The organism is Microbacterium sp. (assembly GCF_011620715.1).
Lineage (GTDB): Bacteria > Actinomycetota > Actinomycetes > Actinomycetales > Microbacteriaceae > Microbacterium.
This window is the reverse complement of record NZ_WOYP01000004.1, coordinates 1-24,354: the sequence shown is the minus strand read 5'-3', so window position 1 is coordinate 24,354 and position 24,354 is coordinate 1. Positions and strand designations below refer to the sequence as shown.

Genomic DNA, 24,354 nt, shown 5'->3' with positions numbered 1-24,354 from the left:
GGCGCCCGACCTCGAAACGCGCATCGCGATCCTGCGCAAGAAGGCGCAGAGCGAGCGGCTGCACATCCCCGACGAGGTGCTCGAGTACATCGCCAGTGTCGTCTCGTCGAACATCCGCGAACTGGAAGGCGCCCTCATCCGCGTCTCGGCCTTCGCGAGCCTGAACCGCTCCACGCTCGACATGTCGCTCGCGCAGACCGTGCTTCGCGACATCGTCGACCAAGCCGACGCCAACGTCATCTCTCCGACCGACATCATCACGGCCACGGCCGCGTACTTCACGCTCACCGTCGACGATCTCTACGGCTCGAGCCGCTCGCAGGCGGTCGCCACAGCGCGCCAGATCGCGATGTATCTGTGCAGAGAGCGCACGAGCCTGTCGCTGCCCAAGATCGGGCAGCTCTTCGGCAACCGCGATCACACGACGGTGATGTACGCGTACAAGAAGATCAGCGACCTCATGAAAGAACGTCGCTCCATCTACAACCAGGTTTCCGAGATCACTGCACAGCTCAGTCGCAACTCCCGCTGATCGACCTCTCGCCCGCACTTCCGGCAACCGGGACGACTCCGGCGGGGTCGCATACCGGCCCTCTCCGTCGCGAACGGAAACATGCCAGAAGAGCTTCTTGACACATCGCAGCGCCGGGGGCATCATCCAGGTTCTTCACATTGTGGAAAACCTGTGGATAACTCGCGGCAACTGCAGAGAACCTGTGATCTCCTGTCGAGAGCCGGTGGATGAAGGATGGCCGGCACCCGGCACCCGAGGTGCTGCGGACAACTCGTTCCCCAGCCATTCCACAACTCACACGGTTGTAGTTCCACTGTCTCGACACCGATCCGCACAGTTATCCACAGTTCCCACAAGCGTTAAGAAGATGACAGAGAAACAGTCAATAGGTAACCGTCCGATCACCTTGACGGTCGTGAACCACCCCGGACGCACCCTTGAGGGGCGCGGCATGCAGGGCACTAGCATGGGAGAGCCCAACAGGATCTCGAGGGAGCACCAGTGAAATTCCACGTCAATCGCGATGTGTTCAGCGAGGCCGTGTCGTTCGTGGTCAAGCTCCTCCCGCAGCGCAACCCGCAGCCGATTCTGGCCGGCGTCCTGATCGAAGCATCCGGCGCCGGACTGTCGCTCGCCGCGTTCGACTACGAGGCTTCGGCGCGCACCACGATCGAGGCGACCGTCGATGAACCGGGAACGATCCTGGTTCACGGGCGACTTCTCTCCGAGATCGCCAGCCGCCTTCCGAACGCGCCGATCCAGGTCGAGGTCGACGACGACGGGGGGATCGTCCTCACCTGCGGTTCGGCCCGCTTCACCCTGGCATCCATGCCGGTGCAGGAGTACCCCGCCATCCCCGAGGTGTCGGGCGAGACCGGACTCGTGCCGGCCGAGGAGTTCGCGACCGCGATCGCGCAGGTCGCCTTCGCGGCGTCGCGCGACGATGTCACCCCGGTCCTGACCGGTGTGCAACTCGAGGTCTCGGGGACGAAGCTCAGTCTCGTCGCGACCGACCGCTACCGCGTCGCGCTGCGTGAGATCCCCTGGGACGGCGGCGCAGACGCATCCGCCGAACCGACCACCGCGCTGGTTCCGGCCCGCACCCTCACCGAGGTGGGCAAGACGTTCGCGCACGGCGGTGACATCTCGATCGCGTTCTCCGGCTCGGGCGACCGAGAGATCATCGCCTTCACGGCGGGCAACAAAACCGTGACCTCGCTGCTGATCAAGGGCAACTTCCCGCCGGTGCGTCGCCTCTTCCCCGATCAGACCGAGCACCACGCGGTGCTCAATACCGCCGACCTCGCCGAGGCGGTTCGCCGCGTCTCGCTCGTGCTCGACCGGTCTGCGCCGCTGCGCTTCACGTTCACCACCGACAACGTCTCGATGGACGCGTCGGGCACCGAACAGGCTCGCGCGACGGAATCCGTCGACTCCCACTTGGTCGGCGACGACGTCACCCTCGGTCTGAACCCGCAGTACCTCCTCGAGTCGCTCGGTGCGGTCAAGAGCGAGTTCGTCCGGATCACGTTCACCTCGAGCGAGAACGCGAACAAGCTGAGCCCGGTGCTGATCACCCCGCAGACCTCGGTCGAGAAGGGCAACACCGAATCCTTCAAGTACCTGCTGCAGCCCAACCTCCTGCTCCGTTGAGACGGGCCGCGCGTAGCGCGGTGGTCCAGTAGCGCGGGTATCGAGACTCGAGCGCATCGGCACCCACCCCTACGGGTCGGACGTGCGGAATAGGGTTGCACAGTGATCGTGGAACACCTGAGCCTCGTCGACTTCCGCAACTACGCGGTCGCCGACGTCACGCTGGGTCCAGGGCCGAACGTCTTCGTCGGCCGCAACGGTCAGGGAAAGACGAATCTCGCCGAGGCGATCGCCTACCTCGCGACGCTCGGATCGCACCGGGTGTCCAACGACCCCCCGCTGGTGCGCGACGGGGCGGATGCGGCGATCGTCCGTGCTCGTCTCACGCACGGTGATCGCAGCGTGCTGCTCGAAGCGCAGCTGAACCGCCAGGGCGCGAACAAGGCGCGCGTCAACGGCGCGCCGGTGAAGACCACTGAGTTGCCTCGCTACGCGCAGGTCGTGCTCTTCGCCCCGGAAGACCTGCAGATCGTGCGCGGCGACCCCTCGTTGCGCCGGCGCTTCATGGATCAGCTGCTCGTCCAGCGTTCTCCCCGGTTCGCCGGGGTCATCTCTGACTACGACCGGGTCCTACGGCAGCGCACGGCGCTGCTGAAGTCGGCGAAGGTCCGCGGCATCCGCGGCGAACAGCTCTCCACGCTCGATGTCTGGGACGACAAGCTCGTCGCGCTCGGGACCGAACTCATCCAAGCCCGCCTCGGCCTTGCGGCCGATTTGAGCATGCCGCTGATCGCCGCATACTCGGCGATCGCCGGCGCCGATCACCGACCCCAACTCGATTGGGCATTGTCGGTGCGTGGCGGCGACCCCGAGGCGAGCCTCAGTGAGGCGGGAGTCGGGGGCGGAGCCCCGGACGGTTCACCCGCCCCTGACGGCAACGTGGGAACGCGCCCGACGCAGATCGCCGAGCTGTTCCGCGAAGCGCTCGCAGAACGGCGTGCGGCAGAGCTCGACCGAGGCCTGACCCTCGTCGGCCCGCACCGCGACGATCTCGTGCTGCGGGTGCGCGACCTGCCCGTAAAGGGCTATGCCTCTCATGGAGAGTCGTGGTCGGTGGCTCTCGCGCTACGGCTGGCCTCCGCCGAGCTGCTGCGCGCGGACTCGCGCCTCGGAGACCCGGTTCTCATCCTCGATGACGTCTTCGCCGAGCTCGACACCGATCGTCGCGCGCGCCTGGCCGACCTCACCGTCGGCTACGAGCAGGTCATCGTCACCGCTGCGGTGGAGGAGGACGTTCCTCTCGGGCTTCGCACCCGGGTCGTCCGCGTCGAGGCGGGCCGCATTCTGGAGGCGACGGATGCCGGAGCCTGAGCCGGTCGACGGCGTCGAGTCCGTGCCCGAGACGATCGCCACGTATCTGAGGCTGCGCGGACTCGAGCCGTCGGCGCGGACCCACCGCAAGCGCCGCCGCCGCGGTCCGGATGACGAGAACGCGCCGTTCACCCCTGGACGCGACCCCAAAGGCGTCGCCGACGTGCTCGCCGATCTCACCCGGGATGCCGGGTGGGACTCGCAGTTGGCCCGTGAGGACGTGGTGCGCACGTGGGCTGAAGTCGCCGGCGAGACCACCGCGTTGCACACCCATCCGGTGGCTTTCACGGGGGGCACTCTCACCGTTCAGGCGGACTCGACCGCATGGGCCAAACAGCTCCAGCTGATGCGATCGGAGATCCTTTCCCAGATCGTGCGAAGGTATCCCGCAGCGGGTGTCGACGGCATCCGCTTCATCGGACCCGACGTCCCCTCCTGGAAATGGGGTCCCAGAACGACTCCAGGGCGCGGTCCGCGCGATACCTACGGCTAAGTCACCTCACGTGATATCCGCTCGCAATCGAGGGCGCCACAGGGCCGCACATGGCTCGCATGACAGTGGTTCCTTGGTAGACTGGGGTGGCCCCGAAATAGGATGTGGAGCGCGCCGAGATAATGACGTCCGAGACCCCTGAAAGCCTGCCCGAGCAACCCGAACAGCATTCCGCGGAACCAGTGCAAGCCGAACGGACTCACGTCGAATACGGTGCGGACGAGATCCAGGTTCTCGAAGGTCTCGAAGCGGTGCGCAAGCGCCCGGGTATGTATATCGGCTCGACCGGACCCCGTGGCCTGCACCACCTCGTCCAGGAGATCGTCGACAACTCCGTCGATGAAGCGCTCGCCGGCTACTGCGACACGATCGTCGTCACGATCCTCCCCGACGGCGGCGTTCGCTGCGTGGACAACGGCCGCGGCATCCCGGTCGACGTGCACAAGTCCGAGGGCAAGTCGACTGTCGAGGTCGTGCTCACCGTCCTTCACGCCGGCGGAAAGTTCGGCGGCGGCGGTTATGCGGTCTCCGGCGGTCTGCACGGCGTGGGCTCGTCCGTCGTCAATGCGCTGTCCACCCGACTGGACGTCGAAGTGCGTCGCCAAGGGTACGTCTGGCGCCAGACGTACCGTGACGGTGGCAATCCTGTCGCGCCGCTCGAACGCGGTGAAGAGAGCATCGAGACCGGCACCACGATCACCTTCTGGCCGGATGCCTCGATCTTCGAGACCGTCGACTTCGAGTATGAAGTGCTGCGCAGCCGCTTCCAGCAGATGGCGTTCCTGAACAAGGGTCTGCGCATCGACCTGATCGATGAGCGTCCGTCGTCCGCCTACGAGGAGGAGACGGCGCCCGGGCAGGTCGTGCTTCAGCAGCGCCACGACTCATTCCTCTATGAACGCGGTCTTGTCGACTATGTCGAGTACCTCAACCGCGTCCGCAAGGCGGAGCACGTCAATGATGAGGTCATCGACTTCGAATCCGAAGACACCGAACGCAAGATCGCCCTCGAAGTGGCGATGCAGTGGACGACGAGCTATACCGAGAACGTCTTCACCTACGCGAACACGATCAACACGCACGAGGGCGGGACGCACGAAGAGGGGTTCCGCGCCGCGCTGACCACGCTGGTGAACAAGTACGCCCGCGCGAACAACCTGCTCAAGGAGAAGGACGAGAACCTGTCCGGCGACGACGTGCGCGAGGGTCTCACCGCGGTGATCTCGGTCAAGCTCTCCGAGCCTCAGTTCGAGGGGCAGACCAAGACCAAGCTCGGCAACACCGAAGCCAAGGCTTTCGTCCAGAAGGTCGTCGGCGACCGGCTCGGCGACTGGTTCGACCGCAACCCGGTGCAGGCCAGGAACATCATCCGCAAGGCGATCGACGCCGCGACCGCACGGCTGGCCGCGCGCAAGGCGCGCGAGACAGCGCGCCGCAAGAGCGTGTTCGAGAGCGCCGCGATGCCCGACAAGCTCAAGGATTGCACGAGCAAGGACCCGTCGATCAGTGAGATCTTCCTGGTGGAGGGCGACTCCGCCGGCGGCTCCGCGGTGCAGGGGCGCGATCCCCACACCCAGGCGATCCTGGCGCTGCGCGGAAAGATCCTCAACGTCGAGCGCGCAAGGCTGGACCGCGCTCTCGGCAACCGCGAAGTGCAGGCGATGATCCAGGCTTTCGGCACCGGGATCGGCGAGGACTTCGACATCCTCAAGGCCCGGTACCACAAGATCGTGCTGATGGCGGATGCCGACGTCGACGGCCAGCACATCACCACACTCCTGCTGACCCTGCTGTTCCGCTACATGCGGGGACTGATCGAAGCGGGCTTCGTGTACCTCGCGCAGCCGCCGCTGTACCGGATCAAGTGGTCGAACTCGCCCCACGAGTACGTCTACAGCGATCGCGAACGCGATGCGCTCCTGGTCGAGGGGCTCGCGGCGGGCAAGCGGATCCCGAAGGACAACAGCATCCAGCGCTACAAGGGCCTCGGCGAGATGAATGCGAAGGAGTTGTGGGAGACCACGATGGATCCCGAGGCGCGCACCCTGCGCCAGGTCACGATCGACGATGCCGCCGCAGCCGACGAGATCTTCACGATCCTGATGGGGGAAGACGTCGAGTCCCGCCGCGGGTTCATCCAGCGCAACGCGAAGGACGTCCGGTTCCTCGACATCTGATCGCCAGATCTGATGCCCTCTGACCCCGGCTGCGAAGAAACGAAACGAAACCGATGACTGACCAAGAGCGTCCCGAACCGACTCCCGCACACAATCACGGCAAGATCGACCGGGTCGACCTGCAGTCCGAGATGCAGCGCAGTTACCTCGACTACGCGATGAGCGTCATCATCGGCCGTGCCCTGCCGGACGTGCGCGACGGCATGAAGCCCGTGCACCGTCGTGTCATCTACGGCATGTACGACGGCGGTTTCCGGCCCGACAAGTCGTTCTCCAAGTGCGCGCGCGTGGTCGGTGAAGTGATGGGTCAGTACCACCCGCACGGCGACAGCGCGATCTACGATGCCCTGGTGCGGCTCGTGCAGCCGTGGTCGCTGCGCTACCCGCTCGCACTCGGTCAGGGCAACTTCGGCTCTCCCGGCAACCAGGGTGCGGCGGCGCCCCGGTACACCGAGACCAAGATGGCCCCTCTCGCGCTCGAGCTGGTGCGCGACATCGAAGAAGACACCGTCGACTTCCAGGACAACTACGACGGCCAGACGCAGGAGCCCTCGGTCCTGCCGGCGCGGTTTCCGAACCTCCTGGTCAACGGATCGGTCGGCATCGCGGTCGGCATGGCGACCAACATCCCGCCGCACAACCTCCGCGAGGTCTCCTCCGGTGCCCTGTGGGCGCTGGAGAACCCGGACGCGTCGCGCGAAGAGCTGCTCGAGGCGCTCATGGAGCGCATTCCCGGACCGGACTTCCCCACGCACGCGCAGATCCTCGGAACGCGCGGCATCAAGGACGCCTACCGCACCGGCCGCGGCTCCATCACCATGCGCGCGGTCGTCAACGTCGAAGAGATCCAGGGCCGCACGTGCCTCGTGATCACCGAGCTGCCGTACCAGGTCAACCCTGACAACGTGGCCGTCAAGATCAGCGACCTCGCCCGTGAGGGCAAGATCACCGGCATCGCCGACATCCGCGACGAGACGTCGGACCGCACGGGTCAGCGTCTGGTGATCGTGTTGAAGCGGGATGCCGTCGCCAAGGTCGTGCTGAACAACCTCTACAAGCACACCCAGCTGCAGGAGAACTTCGGCGCGAACATGCTCGCGATCGTCGATGGTGTGCCCCGCACGCTGCCGCTCGACGGGTTCATCACGCACTGGATCGACCACCAGATCGTCGTGATCGTCCGCCGCACGCAGTTCCGGCTGCGTAAGGCCGAAGAGCGCATGCACATCCTCCGCGGCTACCTCAAGGCTCTCGATGCGCTCGACGATGTCATCGCGCTGATCCGCCGGTCGCCGACGGTCGACGACGCGCGCGATGGCTTGAAGTCGCTCCTGGAGATCGATGACATCCAGGCCGACGCGATCCTTGCGATGCAGCTGCGCCGGCTCGCTGCCCTCGAGCGGCAGAAGATCATCGACGAGGCCACCGAGCTCGAGGCGCAGATCACCGACTTCAAGGCGATCCTGGCCGACCCGGCGCGGCAGCGCTCCATCATCCGCGAGGAGCTCACCTCGATCGTCGACCGTTTCGGCGATGACCGTCGCACCCAGATCCTGCCCGGCTACGACGGCGACATGTCGATCGAGGACCTCATCCCCGAAGAGGAGATGGTGGTCACCGTGACCCGCGACGGCTACATCAAGCGCACGCGCAGCGACAACTATCGTCAGCAGCACCGCGGCGGTCGGGGCGTGAAGGGCGCGCAGCTGCGCGCCGACGACGTGGTCGAGCACTTCTTCGTCACCACCACGCACCACTGGCTGCTCTTCTTCACCACGAAGGGCCGGGTCTACCGCGCGAAGGCCTACGAAGTGCCCGAGGCCGGGCGCGACGCCAAGGGCCAGCACGTCGCGAACCTCCTGGCGCTTCAGCCGGGCGAGGAGATCGCGCAGATCCTCGACATCCGCGACTACGGCGCCGCGACGTATCTGGTGCTGGCGACCCGAAGCGGGCTCGTCAAGAAGACGCGCCTCACCGAGTACGACACGAACCGTCAGGGCGGCGTCATCGCGATCAAGCTGCGCGGTCAGGACGAAGCCGACGGTGATGAGGTCGTCAGTGCGCTGCTGGTCGACGAGGGCGATGACATCCTGCTCATCAGCCGGCTCGGGATGTCACTGCGCTTCACCGCGAACGACGAGTCGCTGCGTCCGATGGGCCGCTCGACCGAGGGCGTGAAGGGCATGTCCTTCCGTTCCGGCGACAGTCTGCTGTCGGCATCCGTCGCTCGCGACGGCGCGTTCGTTTTCGTCGTGACCGACGGCGGCTACGCCAAGCGCACAGATATCGCGCAGTACCGGGGCCAGAGCCGCGGCGGTCTGGGCATCAAGGTCGCCCGACTCAGCGACGACAGGGGCATCTTGGCGGGCGGACTCATGGTCGCCGAGGACGACGAGGTCTTGGTGGTTCTTGCCAGCGGCAAGGTGATACGCTCTGCGGTGGCCGAGGTCCCCGCCAAGGGCCGCGACACCATGGGTGTCGTTTTCGCACGTGCCGACGACGCTGATCGCATCATCGCGATCGCACGCAACTCAGAGCGCGGCCTGGCCGAGATATCAGAGGCGGCGACATCAGAGGCAGTCGACACCGCTCAGGAACATGCAGTGTCCGACACACCCGAGGCCTCGTCCGAGATCCCCGAAGAGAGTACTGACGCATGAGCACCGTAGCCGACAAGCTCGCAAAGAAGTCCAGCCGTAAGACCAGCGCCAAGCAGGTGCGCCTGCGGCTGGTGTACGTCGACTTCTGGTCGGCGGTCAAGCTGTCGTTCCTGGCCGCGGTCGCGCTGGCGATCGTCACGGTCGTGAGCTTTCTCCTGGTCTACCTGATCGTGCAGGCGACCGGTCTGATCGGCACGGTCGACGAGTTCTTCCAGAGCTTCTCCGACGGCGGGGTCTCGATCACCGCCTTCATCGGCCTGCCGCAGGTCATGGCGTTCGCGGCGATCGTGGCGATCCTCAACCTCGTGGTCGTCACGGTGCTCGGAGCGGTCATCGCCGGCATCTACAACCTCGCGGTCAAGGTGACCGGCGGTCTGCTGGTCGGTTTCACGTCGAACTGAGTCGAGCGAGCCTGCGAGCGTATCGAGACCCGCACGCGATCACACGACCCCGGTTGTTCCCAGAAGGGTTCCGATCGCCCAGGTGACGACCAGCGCAAGCCCGCCTCCGATCACCAGCCGCAGCGTGGCGCGCACCTTGCCGCTGCCACCGAGTTGGGCCGACACCGTGCCGGTGATGGCGAGGGCGACCAGCACGGCGACGAAGGTCAGCGGGGTCTTCAGATTCGCCGGAAGCAGCAGGATCGTCAGAAGCGGCAGCAGCGCACCCAGGGTGAATGCCACCGCGGATGAGAGCGCGGCCTGCCACGGACTCACAAGGTCATCCTGATCGATGTGCAGCTCGACCTCGAGGTGCGCGGCCAGTGCATCGTGCGCGGTGAGCTCGACCGCGACCTGCCGGGCCGTCGCGTCGGTGAGACCGCGCGCGCGATAGAGCGAGGTCAGTTCGTCGAGCTCTTCCTCGGGCATCTCTCGAAGTTCCCGGGTCTCCTTCTCGATGAGCGCCCGTTCACTGTCGCGCTGACTGCTGACAGAGACGTATTCGCCGAGCGCCATCGAGATCGCGCCGCCGACCAGCCCCGCGACTCCGGCGACCAGCAGCGCAGGCGTGTCGGTCGTCGCGCCGGCGACGCCCACAACGAGGGACGCGACCGAGACGATGCCGTCGTTGGCGCCCAGCACCCCTGCGCGAAGCCAATTGAGACGCTGACCGACGCCGCCGGAGTGCGCCTCGCCGGCGTGGTTCGGCTCATCGTCGCTCATGCCCTGAGTCAACTCCTTTGCTGTGGTTGCGGCCGCGCTCCGCCGGAGAAACGACCCGGACCGAATTCGTGAATTGCCTGTCGTTCAGGTAAAGTCTTGGAGGTTGACGGCGCGCGCGTCGTGCCCAAACGGGGGTATAGCTCAGGCGGTTAGAGCGCTTCACTGATAATGAAGAGGTCCCAGGTTCAAGTCCTGGTACCCCCACAAGAATAGCCCAGGGGCCTTAGCTCAGTTGGTAGAGCGCCTGCTTTGCAAGCAGGATGTCAGGAGTTCGAATCTCCTAGGCTCCACATGTCGATGAGCGCCGGCCCGAAGGGTCGGCGCTTTCGTCAATCGGTAGAGTCGGACGCATGGACATGCGGGTCGCGGCCTACGCCGTCATCATCGACCCGGACGATCGGATCCTTCTGGCGCACTGGAACGAAGGGCGACGTGCCGCATGGACTCTTCCGGGCGGGGGCCTCGAGGCCGGAGAGGACCCCGAGCACGCGGCGCGTCGCGAGGTTCGCGAAGAGACGGGCTATCGGGTCAGTGTCGACGAGCTGCTCGGCATCCATTCGCGGGTCATTCCGGCGGGCCGTCGGCTGGCTGCGGATCCCACCGGTCCGCTCCATGCACTTCGCATCGTGTACGCCGCGCGCGTGATCGGCGGCAAGCTGCGCAACGAGATCGGCGGATCCACCGACCGCGCCGACTGGTTTCCGCTGTCGGGCGTGACGACGCTGCAGCGGGTCAAACTGGTCGACATCGCGCTGAAGATGGCCGCCCGGATCTGATCAGTCGATCGGCTGCGAGCGGATGCCGCATCGCGGACGCGTGCGGTCGGATCAGGGGCCGTCATCCATACCGGCTACCCACGACGAAGCCCCGCAGGTCAGCGGGGCTTCGTCGTGTCAGCGGTAGAGAACTCGATACGGCGCTGGCGCACCTACTCGATCTTGAGCCGCGTGCAGGCTCAAGCGTCCGGCGCGCGCAGCGGGTCGTCGGCGACCCACAGCTCGTCATCGGCACGCAGCGTCTGCCACGCGGCGTAGAGCACACCGACGGTCGCCGCGACACCGAGGATGATCGCGATCACCCCACCGGCGCCGATGCCCCGCTTCGGCGGGTCGAGAACGGCGAGCTTCGAGGCGAGCCTCTTCGAAGCCTGCGCGCCGTACTTGTCGGCCTTCTTCGCATAGGTGGTGGCATCCGGCATGACGAAGCCCTTGCCGGACGCGAGCCGCGCACGGGTGTCGCCGGCGGCATCCCAGACCGACAGGGCGGAGCCGACGACGGCACCGGCCGTGGGAACCACCTTCTCGGCCAGAACCTGCTTCGAGTACTTCTTGCTCTTGTCGACGTACGGCGCGGCGTACTTGCCGTAACCTGCCTGCACGCCGGGGATGACCTGCTCCCGGCTGAAGTTGCCGAGCTGGCGGCCCGCTTCGCGGGCGATCACTCCGGCTTCGCCGACGAGCAACTGCTGGGACTCCCACAGGTTGTTCGCCCGCGCCTGGAGTTTGCGGAGTTCCTTCTTGCGCTTGCTGTTGAGGCTCACGTTGCCCTCCCTAAGGCCGGGGGATGTAGTCGTCCCATCTTGCCAGACGGCACCGCAGACGGGAGGACTCCCACCGAACTCTGAGAGAATGGTCGACATGCCTCAGCACACTGCCGTAGCCACCCTGCACACCAATTACGGGGACATCGTGGTGAACCTCTTCGGAGATCACGCGCCCAAGACCGTCGAGAACTTCATCGGACTCTCGGACGGAACCAAAGACTGGACCCACCCCGCCACCGGAAAGCCGGGCGACGGGCCGCTCTACAAGGACGTCGTCTTTCACCGCATCATCTCCGGTTTCATGATCCAGGGCGGCGACCCGCTCGGCGCCGGCACGGGCGGCCCGGGTTACAACTTCAACGACGAGATCAACGGCGAGCTCACCTTCACAGCGCCGTACAAGCTCGCAATGGCCAACGCCGGCCTTCGGCGCAACGCGATCACCGGCAAGCCCGAGGGCACGAACGGGTCACAGTTCTTCATCACTGTCCCCGGTCAGGGTGGTCGCGGACCCGAGTGGCTCCAGGGCAAGCACACGATCTTCGGCGAGGTGGCCGACGACGCCTCGAAGGCTGTCGTCGACACGATCAGCGCCCTGCCCACCGCGGCCGGCGATCGCCCGATCGAGCCCGTCGTGCTGCAGTCCGTCGACATCGTCGCGGTCTAGCACGCTCGTTCGTCCGTGACCACCCCCGACCTCAGTCGCAACGGCGACAATTTCTGCTACCGGCATCCGGATCGGCAGAGCTTCGTGCTGTGCCAGCGCTGTCTGCGCACGATCTGCCCGGAGTGCCAGACGCAGGCTGCGGTCGGGGTCATCTGCCCGGAGTGCCTCGCGGATCAACGGCGGGCGCAGACACCCGCGCAGCGGACGGCGCAGCGACGCTGGTCGCGACCGCGCGCGGTCACGGCGACCGACGCGCGGCCGGTCGTCACGTACGCGATCATCGCGGTCACGGCGGTGGCCTGGCTCATCGGGCTCATTCCCGGTGTCGGGGACATGGTGCAGAACGCACTGCTGTTCTGGGCGCCCTCGCTGTACCCCGACCTGACGGGCACGTTCGAACCGTGGCGCCTGTTCACAGCCGCTCTGGTGCACTCGGGGTTCTGGCACATCGGGCTCAACATGCTCGCTCTGTGGATGATCGGGCGGAGCCTCGAGCCGCTGCTCGGGCGCGGCCGGTTCCTCACGCTGTATCTGCTCAGCGCGCTCGGTGGCTCCGTCGCCGTCGCCCTGCTCTCGTTCACGACCCCGGTGGTGGGCGCCTCCGGGGCGATCTTCGGCCTCTTCGGCGCGCTCATCGTGATCGGGCGGCATATCGGCGCGAACATCGCGGGCATCGCGATCATCCTCGCGGTGAACCTCGCGATCGGATTCATCCCGGGGTTCAACGTATCGTGGCAGGCGCATGTCGGCGGTCTCGTCGTGGGGGCACTGGTCGGCCTGATCTACGCGCGAACCCGGTCGGTCCGCCGTCGTGCGCTGCAGGTGTGGCTGCTCGTCGCGCTCACCGTCGTGCTCTTCGCGCTGCTTCTGATCCCGCCGGCGTTCTACTTCTAGAGATCTCGATGCGCTCGCATCGATCGGCCTGACGTCAAAGTTATCCACAGGTTCATCCACACCTGGGGATGAATGACAGCGGTGTAGTTCCCTGGTATCGGGAACCCGTCAGGTACTCCATGACACGCGAAAGCCCCGGTCGGGCCGGGGCTCTCGCAGAAGAAGAGGTGGCGCTATCGCCAGCGGGTCGTCATCAGGAAGCCGATGAAGGCGATCCCGAAGCCGATGACCAGGTTCCATGCGTCGATGCCGGGAATCGGGAACCTACTGCCGCTCAGATAGAACACGAGCACCCAGACCAGTCCGACCAGCATGAGGCCGATCATGATCGGCTTGAACCACACCGGATTCGGTGCGGCCTCGCCTTCGCTGCGCTCCACCAGGGAGTCGTCGTCTCTGCCGGGTCGTGCCATACGCATATCCTACCCTCACCAGGAATCGGTGCCCCATCGAGCCCCCGGAAGGGCGCGGGCGGCAGAGCCACAGCGGGCCCCGGTTAGAATCCACGTGTGGATGAGACGAACGAGAGCGGCAGCGCGACGTCCACCTCACGCGCGCGGCGACCGCGGCGTCGTCGCGTCTCGGTGACCGGCGTCATCGGCGAGCTCCTTCTCACCGCCGGAGTGCTCACGCTCCTCTATGTCGGATGGCAGCTGTGGATCGGCGACTTCATCATCGGCTCCCAGTTCAAGGCTGAGGCGAAGTCCCTGTCCGAAGAGTGGGCCGCGCAGCCGTCGACGACGCCGACACCCAGCGAGACATCGAACGGAACGCCCGCCGATGAGCCGGTGGCGCCCGTCCCGGCACAGCCTCCGATTCTGGCGGAGCCCGGCGAGGGGGAGACCTTCGGCATCATGCGCATTCCCCGTTTCGGAGCCGACTACTACTTCAACGTGGCCGGAGGCGTGAGTACGTCCGTGACCCTCGACCCGATCGGGATCGGGCACTACCCGGGAACCTCGATGCCCGGGCAGACCGGTAACTTCGCGGTCGCCGGTCATCGAGGAAGTCACGGCGCACCGTTCCAGGATCTGCCGTCGCTGCGCGTGAACGACGCGATCGTGATCGAGACCGCCGAGGGCTGGTACACCTACCGATTCCGTAATCTCGCCTACGTTCAGCCGAGCCAGGTCGAGGTCCTCCTGCCCGTACCTCAGGTGCTCGACGCGACCGCCACCGAGAGCGTCATCACGATGACCACCTGCAGCCCGCGATACGGCTCGTCGGAACGGGCGATCGCCTACGGCGTGTTCGAGTCGTTCACTCCGCGCGCATCGGGCCCCCCGGCCGGGCTCACCGAAGGTGTGACCGCCTGATGTACGCGGCATTGTGGCGCTTCCTCCCAGGGCCCTGGTGGCTACGCGTGCTGATCCTTCTGATCCTGTTCGCGGCGGTGCTCTACGGCCTGTTCTTCTACGCGTTCCCCTGGATCAGCGCAATCGTCAACCCGCAGGAAGTCACCGTCGAGTGAGCCCGCGATGAGCAGTCGCGCGCCGATCCTCGTGGTCGACAACCACGACAGCTTCGTGCACACGCTCGTCGGCTATCTCCACGAGCTCGGTGCCGGCACCGACCTCGTCGAGGCTGACGCGATCATGACGGATGCCGCGGCATCCGTCATCGGCCCCTATCAGGGTGTGCTCATCTCACCCGGGCCCGGCACGCCGTCCGCCGCGGGCGCCTCGATCGCGGTCGTCCGCGCCGCCGCCGAGGTCGGCATCCCGCTGCTGGGCGTCTGCCTCGGGCACCAGGCCATCGCAGAAGCCTTCGGAGCCACCGTCGCGCACGCCCCCGAGCTCATGCACGGCATGACTTCGCCGGTCGAACACGACGGCAGCGCGCTGTACGCGGGACTGCCGAGCCCGTTCACCGCCACGCGCTACCACTCGCTCGCGATCGTCCCCGACACCCTGCCTTCGGAGCTCGTGGTGACGAGCCGCACCGAGACCGGCGTCATCATGGGCATCGCGCACCGGTCGGCGCACATCGCCGGCGTGCAGTTCCACCCCGAAGCGGTCCTCACCGAAGGCGGTCATCGGCTGCTCGGCAACTGGCTCGAAACCGCCGGCCTCACGGGTGCCGCGACCCGGGGCGCCGCGCTGCACCCGCGTCGCCTGAGGAGCTCCGGCTACGGGCCGCTGCAGTAGGTGAGAGTCACTTCGGAGTGGATCGGCGCCTCGCCCGGCGCGATGGACTGCGTCGTGACGATCGGCGGATTGGCGGCGGTGCAGCCCGCATCGGGCTGCGTGATCACCAGGAGCTGAGATTCCGGACCTTCGAGCTCGCGGGTCGCGGCCTCGATCGTGTAGCCGGTCACGTCGATGATCACGACGCGTCCGGTCGCAGCCACGATGTTCACGGTCGCTCCGATCGGAAGCGTGGCGCCGGCCGGCTGATCGGCCGAGATCACCGTGCCGGCAGTCAAGCCGGGGTCGTTGCGCGGCGTGACGGTTCCGAGCACGAGCCCAACCGCCTGCAGGGCCGCGGCCGCGGCATCCTGACCGAGTCCCTCCAGCGTCGGCACCGTCGTGGTCTCTTGACCCGACGACACGTAGACGCGCACCTGCTGACCCGGACTCACCGAGGCGCCCGCATCGGGGTCGGTGCGGATGACGTTGCCGATCGCGACCTCGGAGTTGGGCTCGTCGACGCGGAACGAGACGAGGTCCGCTTCGCCGATCTCGGAGTTGGCGCGCTCATAGGTCATGCCGGTGACATCGGGAACCAGCCGCGCGTTGGACGGTACCTCGCTGCCCGGGCGGATCGAAGTGACCCAGAAGAGCACCGAGATCAGCAGCACCGCGATGATCGCGACACCGGCCCAGATCCAGGCGACCGGCGGACCGGCCTGCGTGCGCTTCATGGTCGTGTCGGTGCTCAGCTGGCGCAGCGACCGTGCGGTCTCGGCCGCCTGCTGGGGATTCGGGCCGTAGAGCTCGCTCGTGAGCGCTCCGACGGCGCGCTTGGAGGGGACCTTGCCGCCCACCGTCGCATCGAGCGCCTCGCGGAAGGACGCCGCGTCCTGGTAGCGCTGGAAGGGATCCTTGGCGAGGGCTCGCAGCACCACCGTGTCGAGCGAGCGCGGTACGGTCTCGTTGACCTCGGACGGTGCGACGGGCGCTTCGCTGACGTGCTGGTAGGCGACCGCGACCGGCGACTCGCCGCGGAACGGCGGGCGCCCGGCGAGCAGCTCGTAGAGCACGATGCCGCACGAATACACGTCAGCGCGCGCGTCGACCGGCTCGCCCTTGGCCTGCTCGGGCGAGAAGTAGGCGGCGGTGCCGATGATCGCCGTGGTCTCGGCGACAGTCGAGGACGAGTCCGACACCGCGCGGGCGATGCCGAAGTCCATGACCTTGACCTGGCCGGCGTCGGTCACCATGACGTTGCCGGGCTTGATGTCGCGGTGCACGACTCCGGCGCGGTGCGAGTACTCGAGAGCCTCGAGGATGCCGTCGACGTAGCGCACCGCGTCCTCGACGGGCACCGGGCCCGCGGAGACGATGTCCTTCAGGAGCGCGCCGTGCACGAGTTCCATCACGATGTACGGAACCGGAAGCACGGTGCCGTCGGGGCTCGTCTCGCTGTCTTCACCGGCGTCGTAGACTCGCACGATCGTGGGGTGCGCCATGCGCGAGGCCGCTTGTGCCTCGAGACGGAAGCGGGTGCGGAACGCATTGTCGTTCGCGAGGTCGCGGTTGAGGAGCTTGATCGCGACCTGCCGACCGAGCGTCAGGTCGTAGCCGCGGAACACGGTGGCCATACCACCGCGCCCGATGAGTTCGTCGACGCGATAGCGCCCAGAAAGCACGCGCGGCTCAGCTGTCACGGTCACTCCCTGGGTGGAACAGAGTCAGCCTAACGGACGCGGCCGAAGAGTCCCGCACCGACCTCACGCCGCACCGAAGCGCCGGTCACGGTGTGGGCGTCGGAGTCGGGGTCGGTCCGATCTCCTGGATCTGCGAGGTGGCCTCGCCGGACGGGCCGGATTCGCGCTGACCGGCCGTGCCCCCCGAGCACGTCACCGTGTAGGTCACGATGACGGTGGCGCCCGGGTTGTTGTCGGCCAGCAGCTGGCCGCTGCGATCGTTCGGTCCGAACGAGGCGGTCGACTGCCCCGTGCTCGCGAACGTGCCGTTGGTGGCCGAGAAGTTGTAGGAGCTGACCGATCCGGTGCCCGACGGGCAGGTGTATCCGCCCCACGAGACCTGCGTGGTCGCGCCCGCGTCGACCGTTGCCGCCATCGTCGGCGCGGCAGGAGTAGGCATCGCGACCTGATCGACATAGAAGGTCAGAGTGAGCAGCTGCGACGGCGGGATGTTGCCGGACGGACTGACGCGGTAGACCTTGTTGACCTGATCGGCGGTGGGCGCGGCGTCGCCGCCGACGCAGTCGACAGCCTCTACGCCTGCTGCGCGTGCTTTCGCGGAGGCCTCAGTGCAGTCCATCCCGGTCAGGCCGAGGGTGTCGATCGCGATCGTGGAGACGGTGGGCGTCGGGGTGGGCGTCACACTGGGACTCGGGGTGGCCGAAGACTCTGTCGGGTCGGGCGCCGGCTGCTGGTTCGCCACGAACGCCCAGATGGTGCCGCCGAGCACCAGCAGGAGCAACACGATCAGGGCGATGAGCGGCCACGTCCAAGGGCTGCGCTTCTTCGTCCCGGGCTCTTCGTCGACGGCTTCCCCTGCCGGCAGCAGCCGGGTGGTGGCTGCCGTCGCGCCGGCCCCGGTGAGCAGCTGCGTCATGTCGTCGCCGGCCGCGGCGCCGGTGGCGATCGCCGGGACGGCCGCGGCAGCAGCCGCGACGTCACCGCGGCGCAGAGCGGTGGCCGCACGAGCGACTGCGGCGGCAGAGGCGGGACGCTCTTCGGGCTTCTTCGCGATCATGGCCATGACGAGGTTCTGCACCGGCACGGCGACCGTCGGCGGCAACGGTGCTGCCTGCTCGTTGATCTGCGCCATCGCGATGGCCACCTGCGACTCGCCTGCGAACGGGCGCTTGCCCGCCAGGCACTCGTACGCGACGATTCCCAGTGAGTATGTGTCGGTGGCGGGGGATGCCGGATGCCCGGACGCCTGCTCGGGGGAGAGGTACTGCACCGTGCCCATGACCTGGCCGGTAGCGGTGAGCGGTACCTGGTCGGCGATGCGGGCGATGCCGAAGTCGGTGATCTTGACCCGGCCGTCGGGGGTGATCAGAAGGTTTCCGGGCTTGATGTCGCGGTGTACGAGCCCGGCCGCGTGGGCGGCCTGGAGCGCGGCGGAGGTCTGCGCGACGACATCGAGCGTCTTGTCGGTCGACAGCGAGCCGTCGCGCTCGAGGATCGTCGAGAGCGCCTCCCCGGGTACGAGCTCCATCACGAGGAACGCGCTGCCGGCTTCCTCGCCGTAGTCGAAGACGCTCGCGATCCCCTCGTGGTTGACGAGGGCCGCGTGGCGCGCCTCGGCGCGGAAGCGCTCGAGGAAGCCCGGGTCGCCCATGTACTCGTCTTTGAGGATCTTGATGGCGACGGTGCGCCCGATGACATGGTCGGTCGCTTCCCACACTTCGCCCATGCCGCCGATGGCGATCCGCGAGTCCAGCTCGTAGCGGCCGCCGAAGGTCACTCCCTGCGTCGGTCTCATCGTCCCAGCACCGCCTCCATGACCTTCTTCGCGATAGGCGCGGCGATCGTGTTGCCGCTCCCCGACTGACCTTGGCCGCCGCCGTCTTCGACCACCACCGCCACTGACACCTGCGGGTTCTCCGCAGGCGCGAACCCGGTGAACCACAGTGTGTACGGCTGGCCTGATCCGTTCTCCGCAGTGCCGGTCTTACCGCCCACATCGACCCCGTCCATTGTTGCACCCGACGCCGCGCCGTCACTGACATTGGCAACCATCATCGCGACCAGTTCGGCGGCGATGCCGGCCTCCAGCGCCCGCCCGAACTCGGTGTCGTCGAAGGTCCGCTCGACCGACAGATCGGCGCCGATCACCCGATCGACCATGCGCGGATTCATGACCACTCCTTCGTTCGCGATGCCGGCTGAGACCATCGCCATCTGCAGGGGCGTGGCCGTGACCTGTCCCTGACCGAAACCGGTGAGCGCGGTCTGGGGATCGTCGAGCGCACGCGGATAGCTGGATGCCGTCGAATCGAGCGGCATCGAGAACGAGGTGTTGAAGCCATACTTGTCGGCTTCCTCCCGGATCGCGGTGTCGCCGAGCTGCACGGCCAGTTCGGCGAACGGGATGTTGCAGCTCAGACGCAGGGCATCGGCGATCGTGACGGTATCGCCCGGGCCGCACGCGCCGCCGCTCGCGTTGAAGATGACATTGCTCGACTGCGGCAGCTGATACGATGCCGGGTTGGGCAGGGTCGAGGCCGGCGTGTAGTCGCCCGAGGCGAGCGCCGCCGAGGCGACGACGAGCTTGAACGTCGAGCCAGGCGGGTTCAGGTCTCCGCCGATCGCGCGATTGTAGAGCGGATTCGCCGGGTCGGCATTGAGTGCGTCGTAGACGTCGTTCACCTCGCCGGGGTCGTGCGAGGCGAGCAGGTTCGTGTCGAAGCTCGGGCTCGTGACCATCGCGAGTACTCGTCCGGTGGCGGGCTCGATCGCGATGACGGCGCCCTGCAGGTCGCCGAGTGCGTCGTACGCGGCTCGCTGCACCACGGCATCCACGGTCAGTTCCACGTTCGACCCGCGCGGCGGCTGACCGGTGAGGATGCGGTCGATGCGCGTGAGGAACTGAGCGCCCGCGGTTCCGCTGAGCTCCTGGTTCATCGCCTGCTCGATGCCCGTGGCGGCGCCCAGCACCGGATTGATGTAGCCCGTGACCGGAGCCCACATGTCGGCATCCACGTACACGCGCTGCCAGGCGAACACGTCGTCGGAGGGCACCGAGCTCGCGATGGCCGCGCCGCTGGCGATGATCGAGCCTCGCTGCACCTCGTAGGAGTCGTACAACGCCCGGGTGTTGCGCGTGTTCTCGGCGAGGGTCTCGGCCTGCACGACCTGGATCACGCTCGTCGAGGCGAACAGCGCGAGGAACATGAGCAGCATCACGATGCTGAGCCTGCGGAGTTCCCTGGTCATGCGTCGCCCCCTTCCCACGACAGGCGTGCCTTCGGCGCGCTCTTGCGCGTGCGGCGTATTGTCATGTCAGCCGATCACCACCCTCGGGCGGCTTCGGACGGCATCCGAGATCCTCAGCAGGATCGCGACGATGAGCCAGTTGGCCACGAGCGATGAGCCGCCCGCCGCCAGGAACGGAGTGGTCAGGCCGGTCAGCGGGATGAGCCGGGTGACGCCGCCGACCATGATGAACACCTGCAGGGCGATCGTGAACGACAGCCCGACGGCCAGGAGCCTGCCGAAGTCGTCCTGCCCGGCCAGCCCGATGCGGATGCCGCGACTCGTGAAGACCATATAGAGGCACAGGATCGCGAACACCCCGATGAGCCCGAGCTCCTCGCCCAGGCTCGGCAGGATGTAGTCGCTCTGCGACAGGGGGGTGATATACGGCCGGCCCTGACCGAGTCCGGTGCCGAGCAGGCCCCCCTGCGCGAGGCCGAAGATCCCCTGAACGAGCTGATAGCTGCCGCCGCCGCGGTCGATCACCTCGGGGTTGAAGGCGTCCAGCCAGTTCGCGAAGCGGGCGCCGACGTACGGCAGCACGCGCGACGCGAGGAAGGCACCAGCCGCCGCGAGCACGACGCCGATGACGACCCAGCTCGTCTTGCCGGTGGCGACGTAGAGCATCGCGACGAACATGCCGAAGATCAGCAAACCGGTTCCCAAGTCGCGCTGCAGCACGATGATGCCGAGCGAGATCAGCCAGACGACCAGGAGCGGGCCGAGCTCGCGGGCGCGGGGCCAGGTCAGGCCGAGGAAGCGCGTTCCCACCGAGGTGAGGCTCTCCCGCGTGCGCACCAGGTAGCCGGCGAAGAAGATCGCGAGCGAGATCTTCGCGAGCTCGCCCGGCTGGAAGGAGAAGAATCCGAGCGACACCCAGACATCCGCGTTGGCATCGGTGCCGAGCCCCGGGACGATCGGAAGGATCAGCAGCAGAACACCGGCCAGGCCGAAGAGGTAGGTGTAGCGGAACAGCACCCGGTAGTTGCGCAGCAGCACGACGATGGCGATGGCCCCCACGATCGCGATCGCCGACCAGGCGAGCTGCTTCGTGGAGTACGCGTCCCACCCCGTCAGGCCCACCGCGATGTCGATGCGGTAGATCATCGCGATGCCGAGCCCGGTCAGGATCGTGGCGATGGGCAGCACGAACGGGTCGGCGTCCCGCGCTCGGAGCCGCAGGACGATGTGCATCGCCACCACGAGCGCCGTCAGCCCGCCGCAGGAGAGGAGGAACATCGCGTCGATCGCGCCGAGGGCGCCGAGCTGCACGAGCGCGATCGCCGAGCCGTTCACGAGGAAGGCGAACACGAGCAGGAAGAGCTCCCGGTTGCGCTGGGTCTGTGGCACCCGGATGCGCCGCAGAGCGCGGATCACCGCGGTGTCGGCGGCGATCGCCTGCGTGCCGTTCGGCGGCGTGCCGTTCAGGGGCGTGCCGTTCACGGGGGCCGTCATCGCGTCGCCTCCGCGGCATCCCTGAGCCGGTCCACGATCGCCTCGGCGTCGGCGAGCGAGCGCGCCGAGATCGTGTGCTCGACCGTCGCCCGGCTGAACGAGGGCAGATCGGCGAGCAGGATCTCGGTGTCCTCATGCGGCGTGGACAGCGAGATCGGGCCGATGTTCTGCTGAATCCCCTGGAAGATCACCACGGTGTCGTCGTCGGCGCCGACGAAGTACCGCGTCTGCGTCCAGTTGTAGGCCAGGACCAGCATCGACGTGAGCAGAGTCAGAACGACGACGAATCCGACGATCCATCCCACGCGACGGCGCTTGGCGCGGCGGCGGTCCTCCTCGATGAGCTCCTCGAGGAACTCCGGGGCCGGCTCGAAGTGGCTCGGCTCGTTCGCGGCCTGCCGGTTGGGGTGCAGCCAGTTGCTGCGGCCCGAGCGTGCGGCAGGGACCTCGACCCCCAGGGGGTTGGACGCGGAGCCCACGATCGTGGGGGTGCCGGAGAAGATCGGATGCTGGCCGCCGACGTCCACCAGGACGATGGTGACGTTGTCGGGAGCCCCGGCATCCAGTGCCTGCTTCAGCAGGTTGTCGGCCGTGCGACCCGGAGCAAGGCCCAGGCCCAGCGCTTTCGCGGTGTGCGCGTCGTCGACAACGCCCGAGAGTCCGTCTGAGCACAGCAGCCACCGGTCGCCGGGCTGCGTAGGCATGATGAACGTGTCGGGCTCGGGATTCGCGTCCATGTCGCCGAGCACGCGCATCAGCACCGAACGGCGGGGGTGGTAGCGCGCCTCCTCGGGAGTGATGCGCCCCGAGTCCACGAGGCGCTGGACGAACGTGTGATCGGTCGTGATCTGGGTGAGCGCGTCGTCGCGGTACAGGTAGATGCGCGAATCGCCGATGTGGGCGATCACGGCGTAGTCATCGACCATCACCAGGGCGCTGACCGTGGTGCCCATGCCGGCCAGCTCGGGTTTCACGTGCACGGTGTCGATCAGCTCCACCGCTGAGTCGGCGATCGCCTCCCGCAGCGCGCGCTCGGCGGCGGAGGTGGACTCGAAGGGGTGGTCGAGCTGTTCGAGTCGGGCTATCGCGAGGCTGGAGGCGACATCGCCGCCGGCGTGGCCGCCCATTCCGTCCGCGACCGCGAACAGATTGGAGCCCGAGTAGCCGGAGTCCTGGTTGTTGGAGCGCACCTTGCCGGTGTGCGAGATTGCGACGCTCGAGCCCTGGAAGACCATCTGTGGAGGGATCACTACTTCCGCAGCTCGAAGGTCGTGGCCCCGACCTTGATGGGCGCACCGACCGTGATCGGCATGGGCGCGCTCACGCGGGTGCCGTCGTGCCAGGTTCCGTTGGTGGAGTCCAGGTCCTGGATCATCCACTGCTCGCCCCACAGCATGAGCCGTGCGTGGTGGCTGGAGGTGTAGTCGTCGCGGATCACGAGGCCCGACTCGCTCGAGCGCCCGATCGTGAGCGGCTCCGCGCCCAGCGGCAGTTCGAGCCCGGCTTTCGGGCCGCTCGTGATGACGATCCGTGAGACCTTGTCGGTCGTCGCAAGCCCCCCCTTCGCCGCCGACGGCGCCCCCTTGGGGGCGGCGACGGGCGCCGTCACCGACGCGCGCGCCGGGGCGGGTGCAGGTGAGGGCGCGGGCATCCGTCGCACCTTCACGCCGAACAGATCCGCGCGCAGCGAGTAGACGACCGCGAAGACGAAGAACCACAGCAGCACGAGGAAGCCGATGCGCAGCAGCAGCAGGGTCAGTTCACTCACGCGAGCGCCCCCCGTTGCGCACGTCGAACGCCCGGGTGGCGTCGGCCGGCATGGGCTGGGAAGGCGCTGCCTGCGCGACGACGCGGAAGACGATGTCGGTGCGCCCGATCGTGACGGTGGAGTCGGGGGGCAGCGCCGCCTCAGCGACCTTGCGACCGTTCAGCATCGTGCCGTTGGTGGACTGCATGTCACGCACCATCGCGCGCTCGCCGTCCCACAGGATCTCGACGTGCTTACGGCTCGTGCCGGCGTCGGAGATCGTGATGTCGGCGTCGCTGCCGCGCCCGATGACCGTGCGCGACTTCACGATCGGATACCGCTTCCCCTCGACGTCGAGCACGCCACGCCACGCCACACGGCCCTCCGCGGTGGCCGACTCGACCCGGAGCGTGCCCGTGGACAGCTGCTCGTCCTGCACGAGGACGATGGAGACCGGTCCGGCGAAGGAGTAGCCCTGGGATCTGGCATGCGCATGCACGAGGGTGTCGAGCTCTTGCCCGAGGGTGCCGCCGAGCGTGCGCATGCGCTCGTCGTCGGCCGCCGACAGACGCACCGTGAACGTGTTCGGCGCGAGAATGCGATCACGACTGACGACGGCAGCCTTCTTGTCGAGCTCGCTCCGCAGGGCGGATGCGATCTCGACGGGCTGGATGCCGCTGCGGAAGGTCTTCGCGAACGCGCTGTTGACGGCGCGCTCGAGACCCTTCTCGAAGCTGTCAAGTAGTCCCACACGACTCCTCAGGCAGGTGGTGCCGGTCGGTACATGCTAATTGCTCAGCCTGGGATGCCCGTGGACCCGACGGCTCATGGCGGATTCGAGGCGCGGGTCCCTGCGTGATACCCTCGGGAAGTTGAGTTGCACCGCGTCTTCGGATGCCGCATCTCGCGCGAGTGGCGGAATAGGCAGACGCGCTGGCTTCAGGTGCCAGTGCCCGAAAG

The 24,354-nt window shown here is 67.2% G+C and carries 22 protein-coding genes and 2 tRNA genes; 14 read left to right on the top strand and 10 right to left on the bottom strand.

Going from position 1 to position 24,354, the window contains the following annotated elements; all coding sequences use genetic code 11:
• From QZV84_RS00950 to QZV84_RS00920, 7 genes are all read left to right on the top strand, one after another.
• Positions 1-532 (top strand): helix-turn-helix domain-containing protein (locus QZV84_RS00950; RefSeq protein ID WP_292823978.1); only part of this gene is annotated, 532 nt, incomplete at its 5' end.
• Positions 533-1,015: 483 nt separating this feature from the next.
• Positions 1,016-2,167 carry a DNA polymerase III subunit beta gene (dnaN, locus tag QZV84_RS00945; protein ID WP_292823975.1) on the top strand — a complete coding sequence of 384 codons (1,152 nt, stop codon included), beginning with the start codon at positions 1,016-1,018 and terminating at the stop codon, positions 2,165-2,167.
• Positions 2,168-2,269: 102 nt separating this feature from the next.
• Complete coding sequence (gene recF / locus QZV84_RS00940; RefSeq protein ID WP_292823972.1) at positions 2,270-3,478, top strand: DNA replication/repair protein RecF; 1,209 nt, start codon at positions 2,270-2,272, stop codon at positions 3,476-3,478.
• Positions 3,465-3,971 carry a DciA family protein gene (locus QZV84_RS00935; protein ID WP_292823969.1) on the top strand — a complete coding sequence of 169 codons (507 nt, stop codon included), beginning with the start codon at positions 3,465-3,467 and terminating at the stop codon, positions 3,969-3,971. The genes recF and QZV84_RS00935 overlap by 14 nt, the downstream gene beginning before the upstream one ends.
• A 122-nt stretch (positions 3,972-4,093) precedes the next feature.
• Positions 4,094-6,148, top strand: coding sequence for a DNA topoisomerase (ATP-hydrolyzing) subunit B (gene gyrB / locus QZV84_RS00930; RefSeq protein ID WP_292823966.1), 2,055 nt, complete (start codon positions 4,094-4,096; stop codon positions 6,146-6,148).
• 53 nt (positions 6,149-6,201) lie between these two features.
• Positions 6,202-8,808 carry a DNA gyrase subunit A gene (gene gyrA, locus QZV84_RS00925; RefSeq protein ID WP_292823963.1) on the top strand — a complete coding sequence of 869 codons (2,607 nt, stop codon included), beginning with the start codon at positions 6,202-6,204 and terminating at the stop codon, positions 8,806-8,808.
• Positions 8,805-9,209 carry a DUF3566 domain-containing protein gene (locus QZV84_RS00920; RefSeq protein WP_292823960.1) on the top strand — a complete coding sequence of 135 codons (405 nt, stop codon included), beginning with the start codon at positions 8,805-8,807 and terminating at the stop codon, positions 9,207-9,209. The genes gyrA and QZV84_RS00920 overlap by 4 nt, the downstream gene beginning before the upstream one ends.
• Before the next feature lie 39 nt (positions 9,210-9,248).
• On the opposite strand, the gene QZV84_RS00915 is transcribed toward QZV84_RS00920, so the two are convergent.
• Complete coding sequence (locus tag QZV84_RS00915; protein ID WP_292823957.1) at positions 9,249-9,971, bottom strand: VIT family protein; 723 nt, start codon at positions 9,969-9,971, stop codon at positions 9,249-9,251.
• Positions 9,972-10,101: 130 nt separating this feature from the next.
• Here QZV84_RS00915 and QZV84_RS00910 point away from each other — a divergent pair.
• From QZV84_RS00910 to QZV84_RS00900, 3 genes are all read left to right on the top strand, one after another.
• A tRNA-Ile gene (locus QZV84_RS00910) sits at positions 10,102-10,175 on the top strand.
• A 13-nt stretch (positions 10,176-10,188) separates the two neighbouring features.
• Positions 10,189-10,261: transfer RNA gene (locus QZV84_RS00905), tRNA-Ala, on the top strand.
• Positions 10,262-10,321: 60 nt separating this feature from the next.
• Positions 10,322-10,747 carry an NUDIX hydrolase gene (locus tag QZV84_RS00900; RefSeq protein WP_292823954.1) on the top strand — a complete coding sequence of 142 codons (426 nt, stop codon included), beginning with the start codon at positions 10,322-10,324 and terminating at the stop codon, positions 10,745-10,747.
• Positions 10,748-10,926: 179 nt separating this feature from the next.
• On the opposite strand, the gene QZV84_RS00895 is transcribed toward QZV84_RS00900, so the two are convergent.
• On the bottom strand, positions 10,927-11,511 hold the full coding sequence (locus tag QZV84_RS00895) for a DNA helicase (RefSeq protein WP_292823950.1): 585 nt from the start codon (positions 11,509-11,511) through the stop codon (positions 10,927-10,929).
• A gap of 97 nt (positions 11,512-11,608) precedes the next feature.
• Between QZV84_RS00895 and QZV84_RS00890 the strand changes: the two genes are divergently transcribed.
• Positions 11,609-12,181 carry a peptidylprolyl isomerase gene (locus QZV84_RS00890; protein ID WP_292823947.1) on the top strand — a complete coding sequence of 191 codons (573 nt, stop codon included), beginning with the start codon at positions 11,609-11,611 and terminating at the stop codon, positions 12,179-12,181.
• 15 nt (positions 12,182-12,196) lie between these two features.
• Entirely contained in the window at positions 12,197-13,075 is an 879-nt protein-coding gene (locus tag QZV84_RS00885; protein WP_292823944.1) for a rhomboid family intramembrane serine protease, read from the top strand.
• 173 nt (positions 13,076-13,248) lie between these two features.
• Here QZV84_RS00885 and QZV84_RS00880 read toward each other — a convergent pair whose 3' ends face one another.
• Positions 13,249-13,488, bottom strand: coding sequence for a cell division protein CrgA (locus tag QZV84_RS00880; protein WP_292823941.1), 240 nt, complete (start codon positions 13,486-13,488; stop codon positions 13,249-13,251).
• A 96-nt stretch (positions 13,489-13,584) separates the two neighbouring features.
• Here QZV84_RS00880 and QZV84_RS00875 point away from each other — a divergent pair, with 96 nt between their 5' ends.
• Positions 13,585-14,391, top strand: a complete 807-nt coding sequence (locus QZV84_RS00875; protein WP_292823938.1) for a class E sortase — start codon at positions 13,585-13,587, stop codon at positions 14,389-14,391.
• Positions 14,392-14,553: 162 nt separating this feature from the next.
• Positions 14,554-15,222, top strand: coding sequence for a gamma-glutamyl-gamma-aminobutyrate hydrolase family protein (locus tag QZV84_RS00870; protein ID WP_292823935.1), 669 nt, complete (start codon positions 14,554-14,556; stop codon positions 15,220-15,222).
• Here the strand turns inward: QZV84_RS00870 and pknB are convergent.
• The 7 genes from pknB to QZV84_RS00835 form a co-directional block, all read right to left on the bottom strand.
• A complete protein-coding gene (gene pknB, locus QZV84_RS00865) occupies positions 15,204-16,904 on the bottom strand; it encodes a Stk1 family PASTA domain-containing Ser/Thr kinase (RefSeq protein WP_292823930.1) in 1,701 nt (566 codons plus the stop codon). The two genes, QZV84_RS00870 and pknB, sit on opposite strands and share 19 nt — an antisense overlap.
• A gap of 85 nt (positions 16,905-16,989) precedes the next feature.
• Entirely contained in the window at positions 16,990-18,699 is a 1,710-nt protein-coding gene (locus tag QZV84_RS00860; RefSeq protein WP_292823927.1) for a serine/threonine-protein kinase, read from the bottom strand.
• A complete protein-coding gene (locus tag QZV84_RS00855) occupies positions 18,696-20,153 on the bottom strand; it encodes a penicillin-binding transpeptidase domain-containing protein (RefSeq protein WP_292823925.1) in 1,458 nt (485 codons plus the stop codon). Before QZV84_RS00855 ends, QZV84_RS00860 begins: the two co-directional genes overlap by 4 nt.
• A gap of 66 nt (positions 20,154-20,219) precedes the next feature.
• Positions 20,220-21,647 (bottom strand): FtsW/RodA/SpoVE family cell cycle protein, encoded by a 1,428-nt coding sequence (locus tag QZV84_RS00850; protein WP_292823922.1) that lies wholly within the window; start codon positions 21,645-21,647, stop codon positions 20,220-20,222.
• Entirely contained in the window at positions 21,644-22,882 is a 1,239-nt protein-coding gene (locus tag QZV84_RS00845; protein ID WP_292823981.1) for a PP2C family serine/threonine-protein phosphatase, read from the bottom strand. The genes QZV84_RS00850 and QZV84_RS00845 overlap by 4 nt, the downstream gene beginning before the upstream one ends.
• A gap of 14 nt (positions 22,883-22,896) precedes the next feature.
• The gene (locus QZV84_RS00840) at positions 22,897-23,415 is read right to left on the bottom strand and encodes an FHA domain-containing protein (protein WP_292823919.1); all 519 of its coding nucleotides are present in this window, start codon (positions 23,413-23,415) and stop codon (positions 22,897-22,899) included.
• Complete coding sequence (locus QZV84_RS00835) at positions 23,408-24,145, bottom strand: DUF3662 and FHA domain-containing protein (RefSeq protein WP_292823916.1); 738 nt, start codon at positions 24,143-24,145, stop codon at positions 23,408-23,410. The genes QZV84_RS00840 and QZV84_RS00835 overlap by 8 nt, the downstream gene beginning before the upstream one ends.
• Positions 24,146-24,354: the final 209 nt, after the last annotated feature.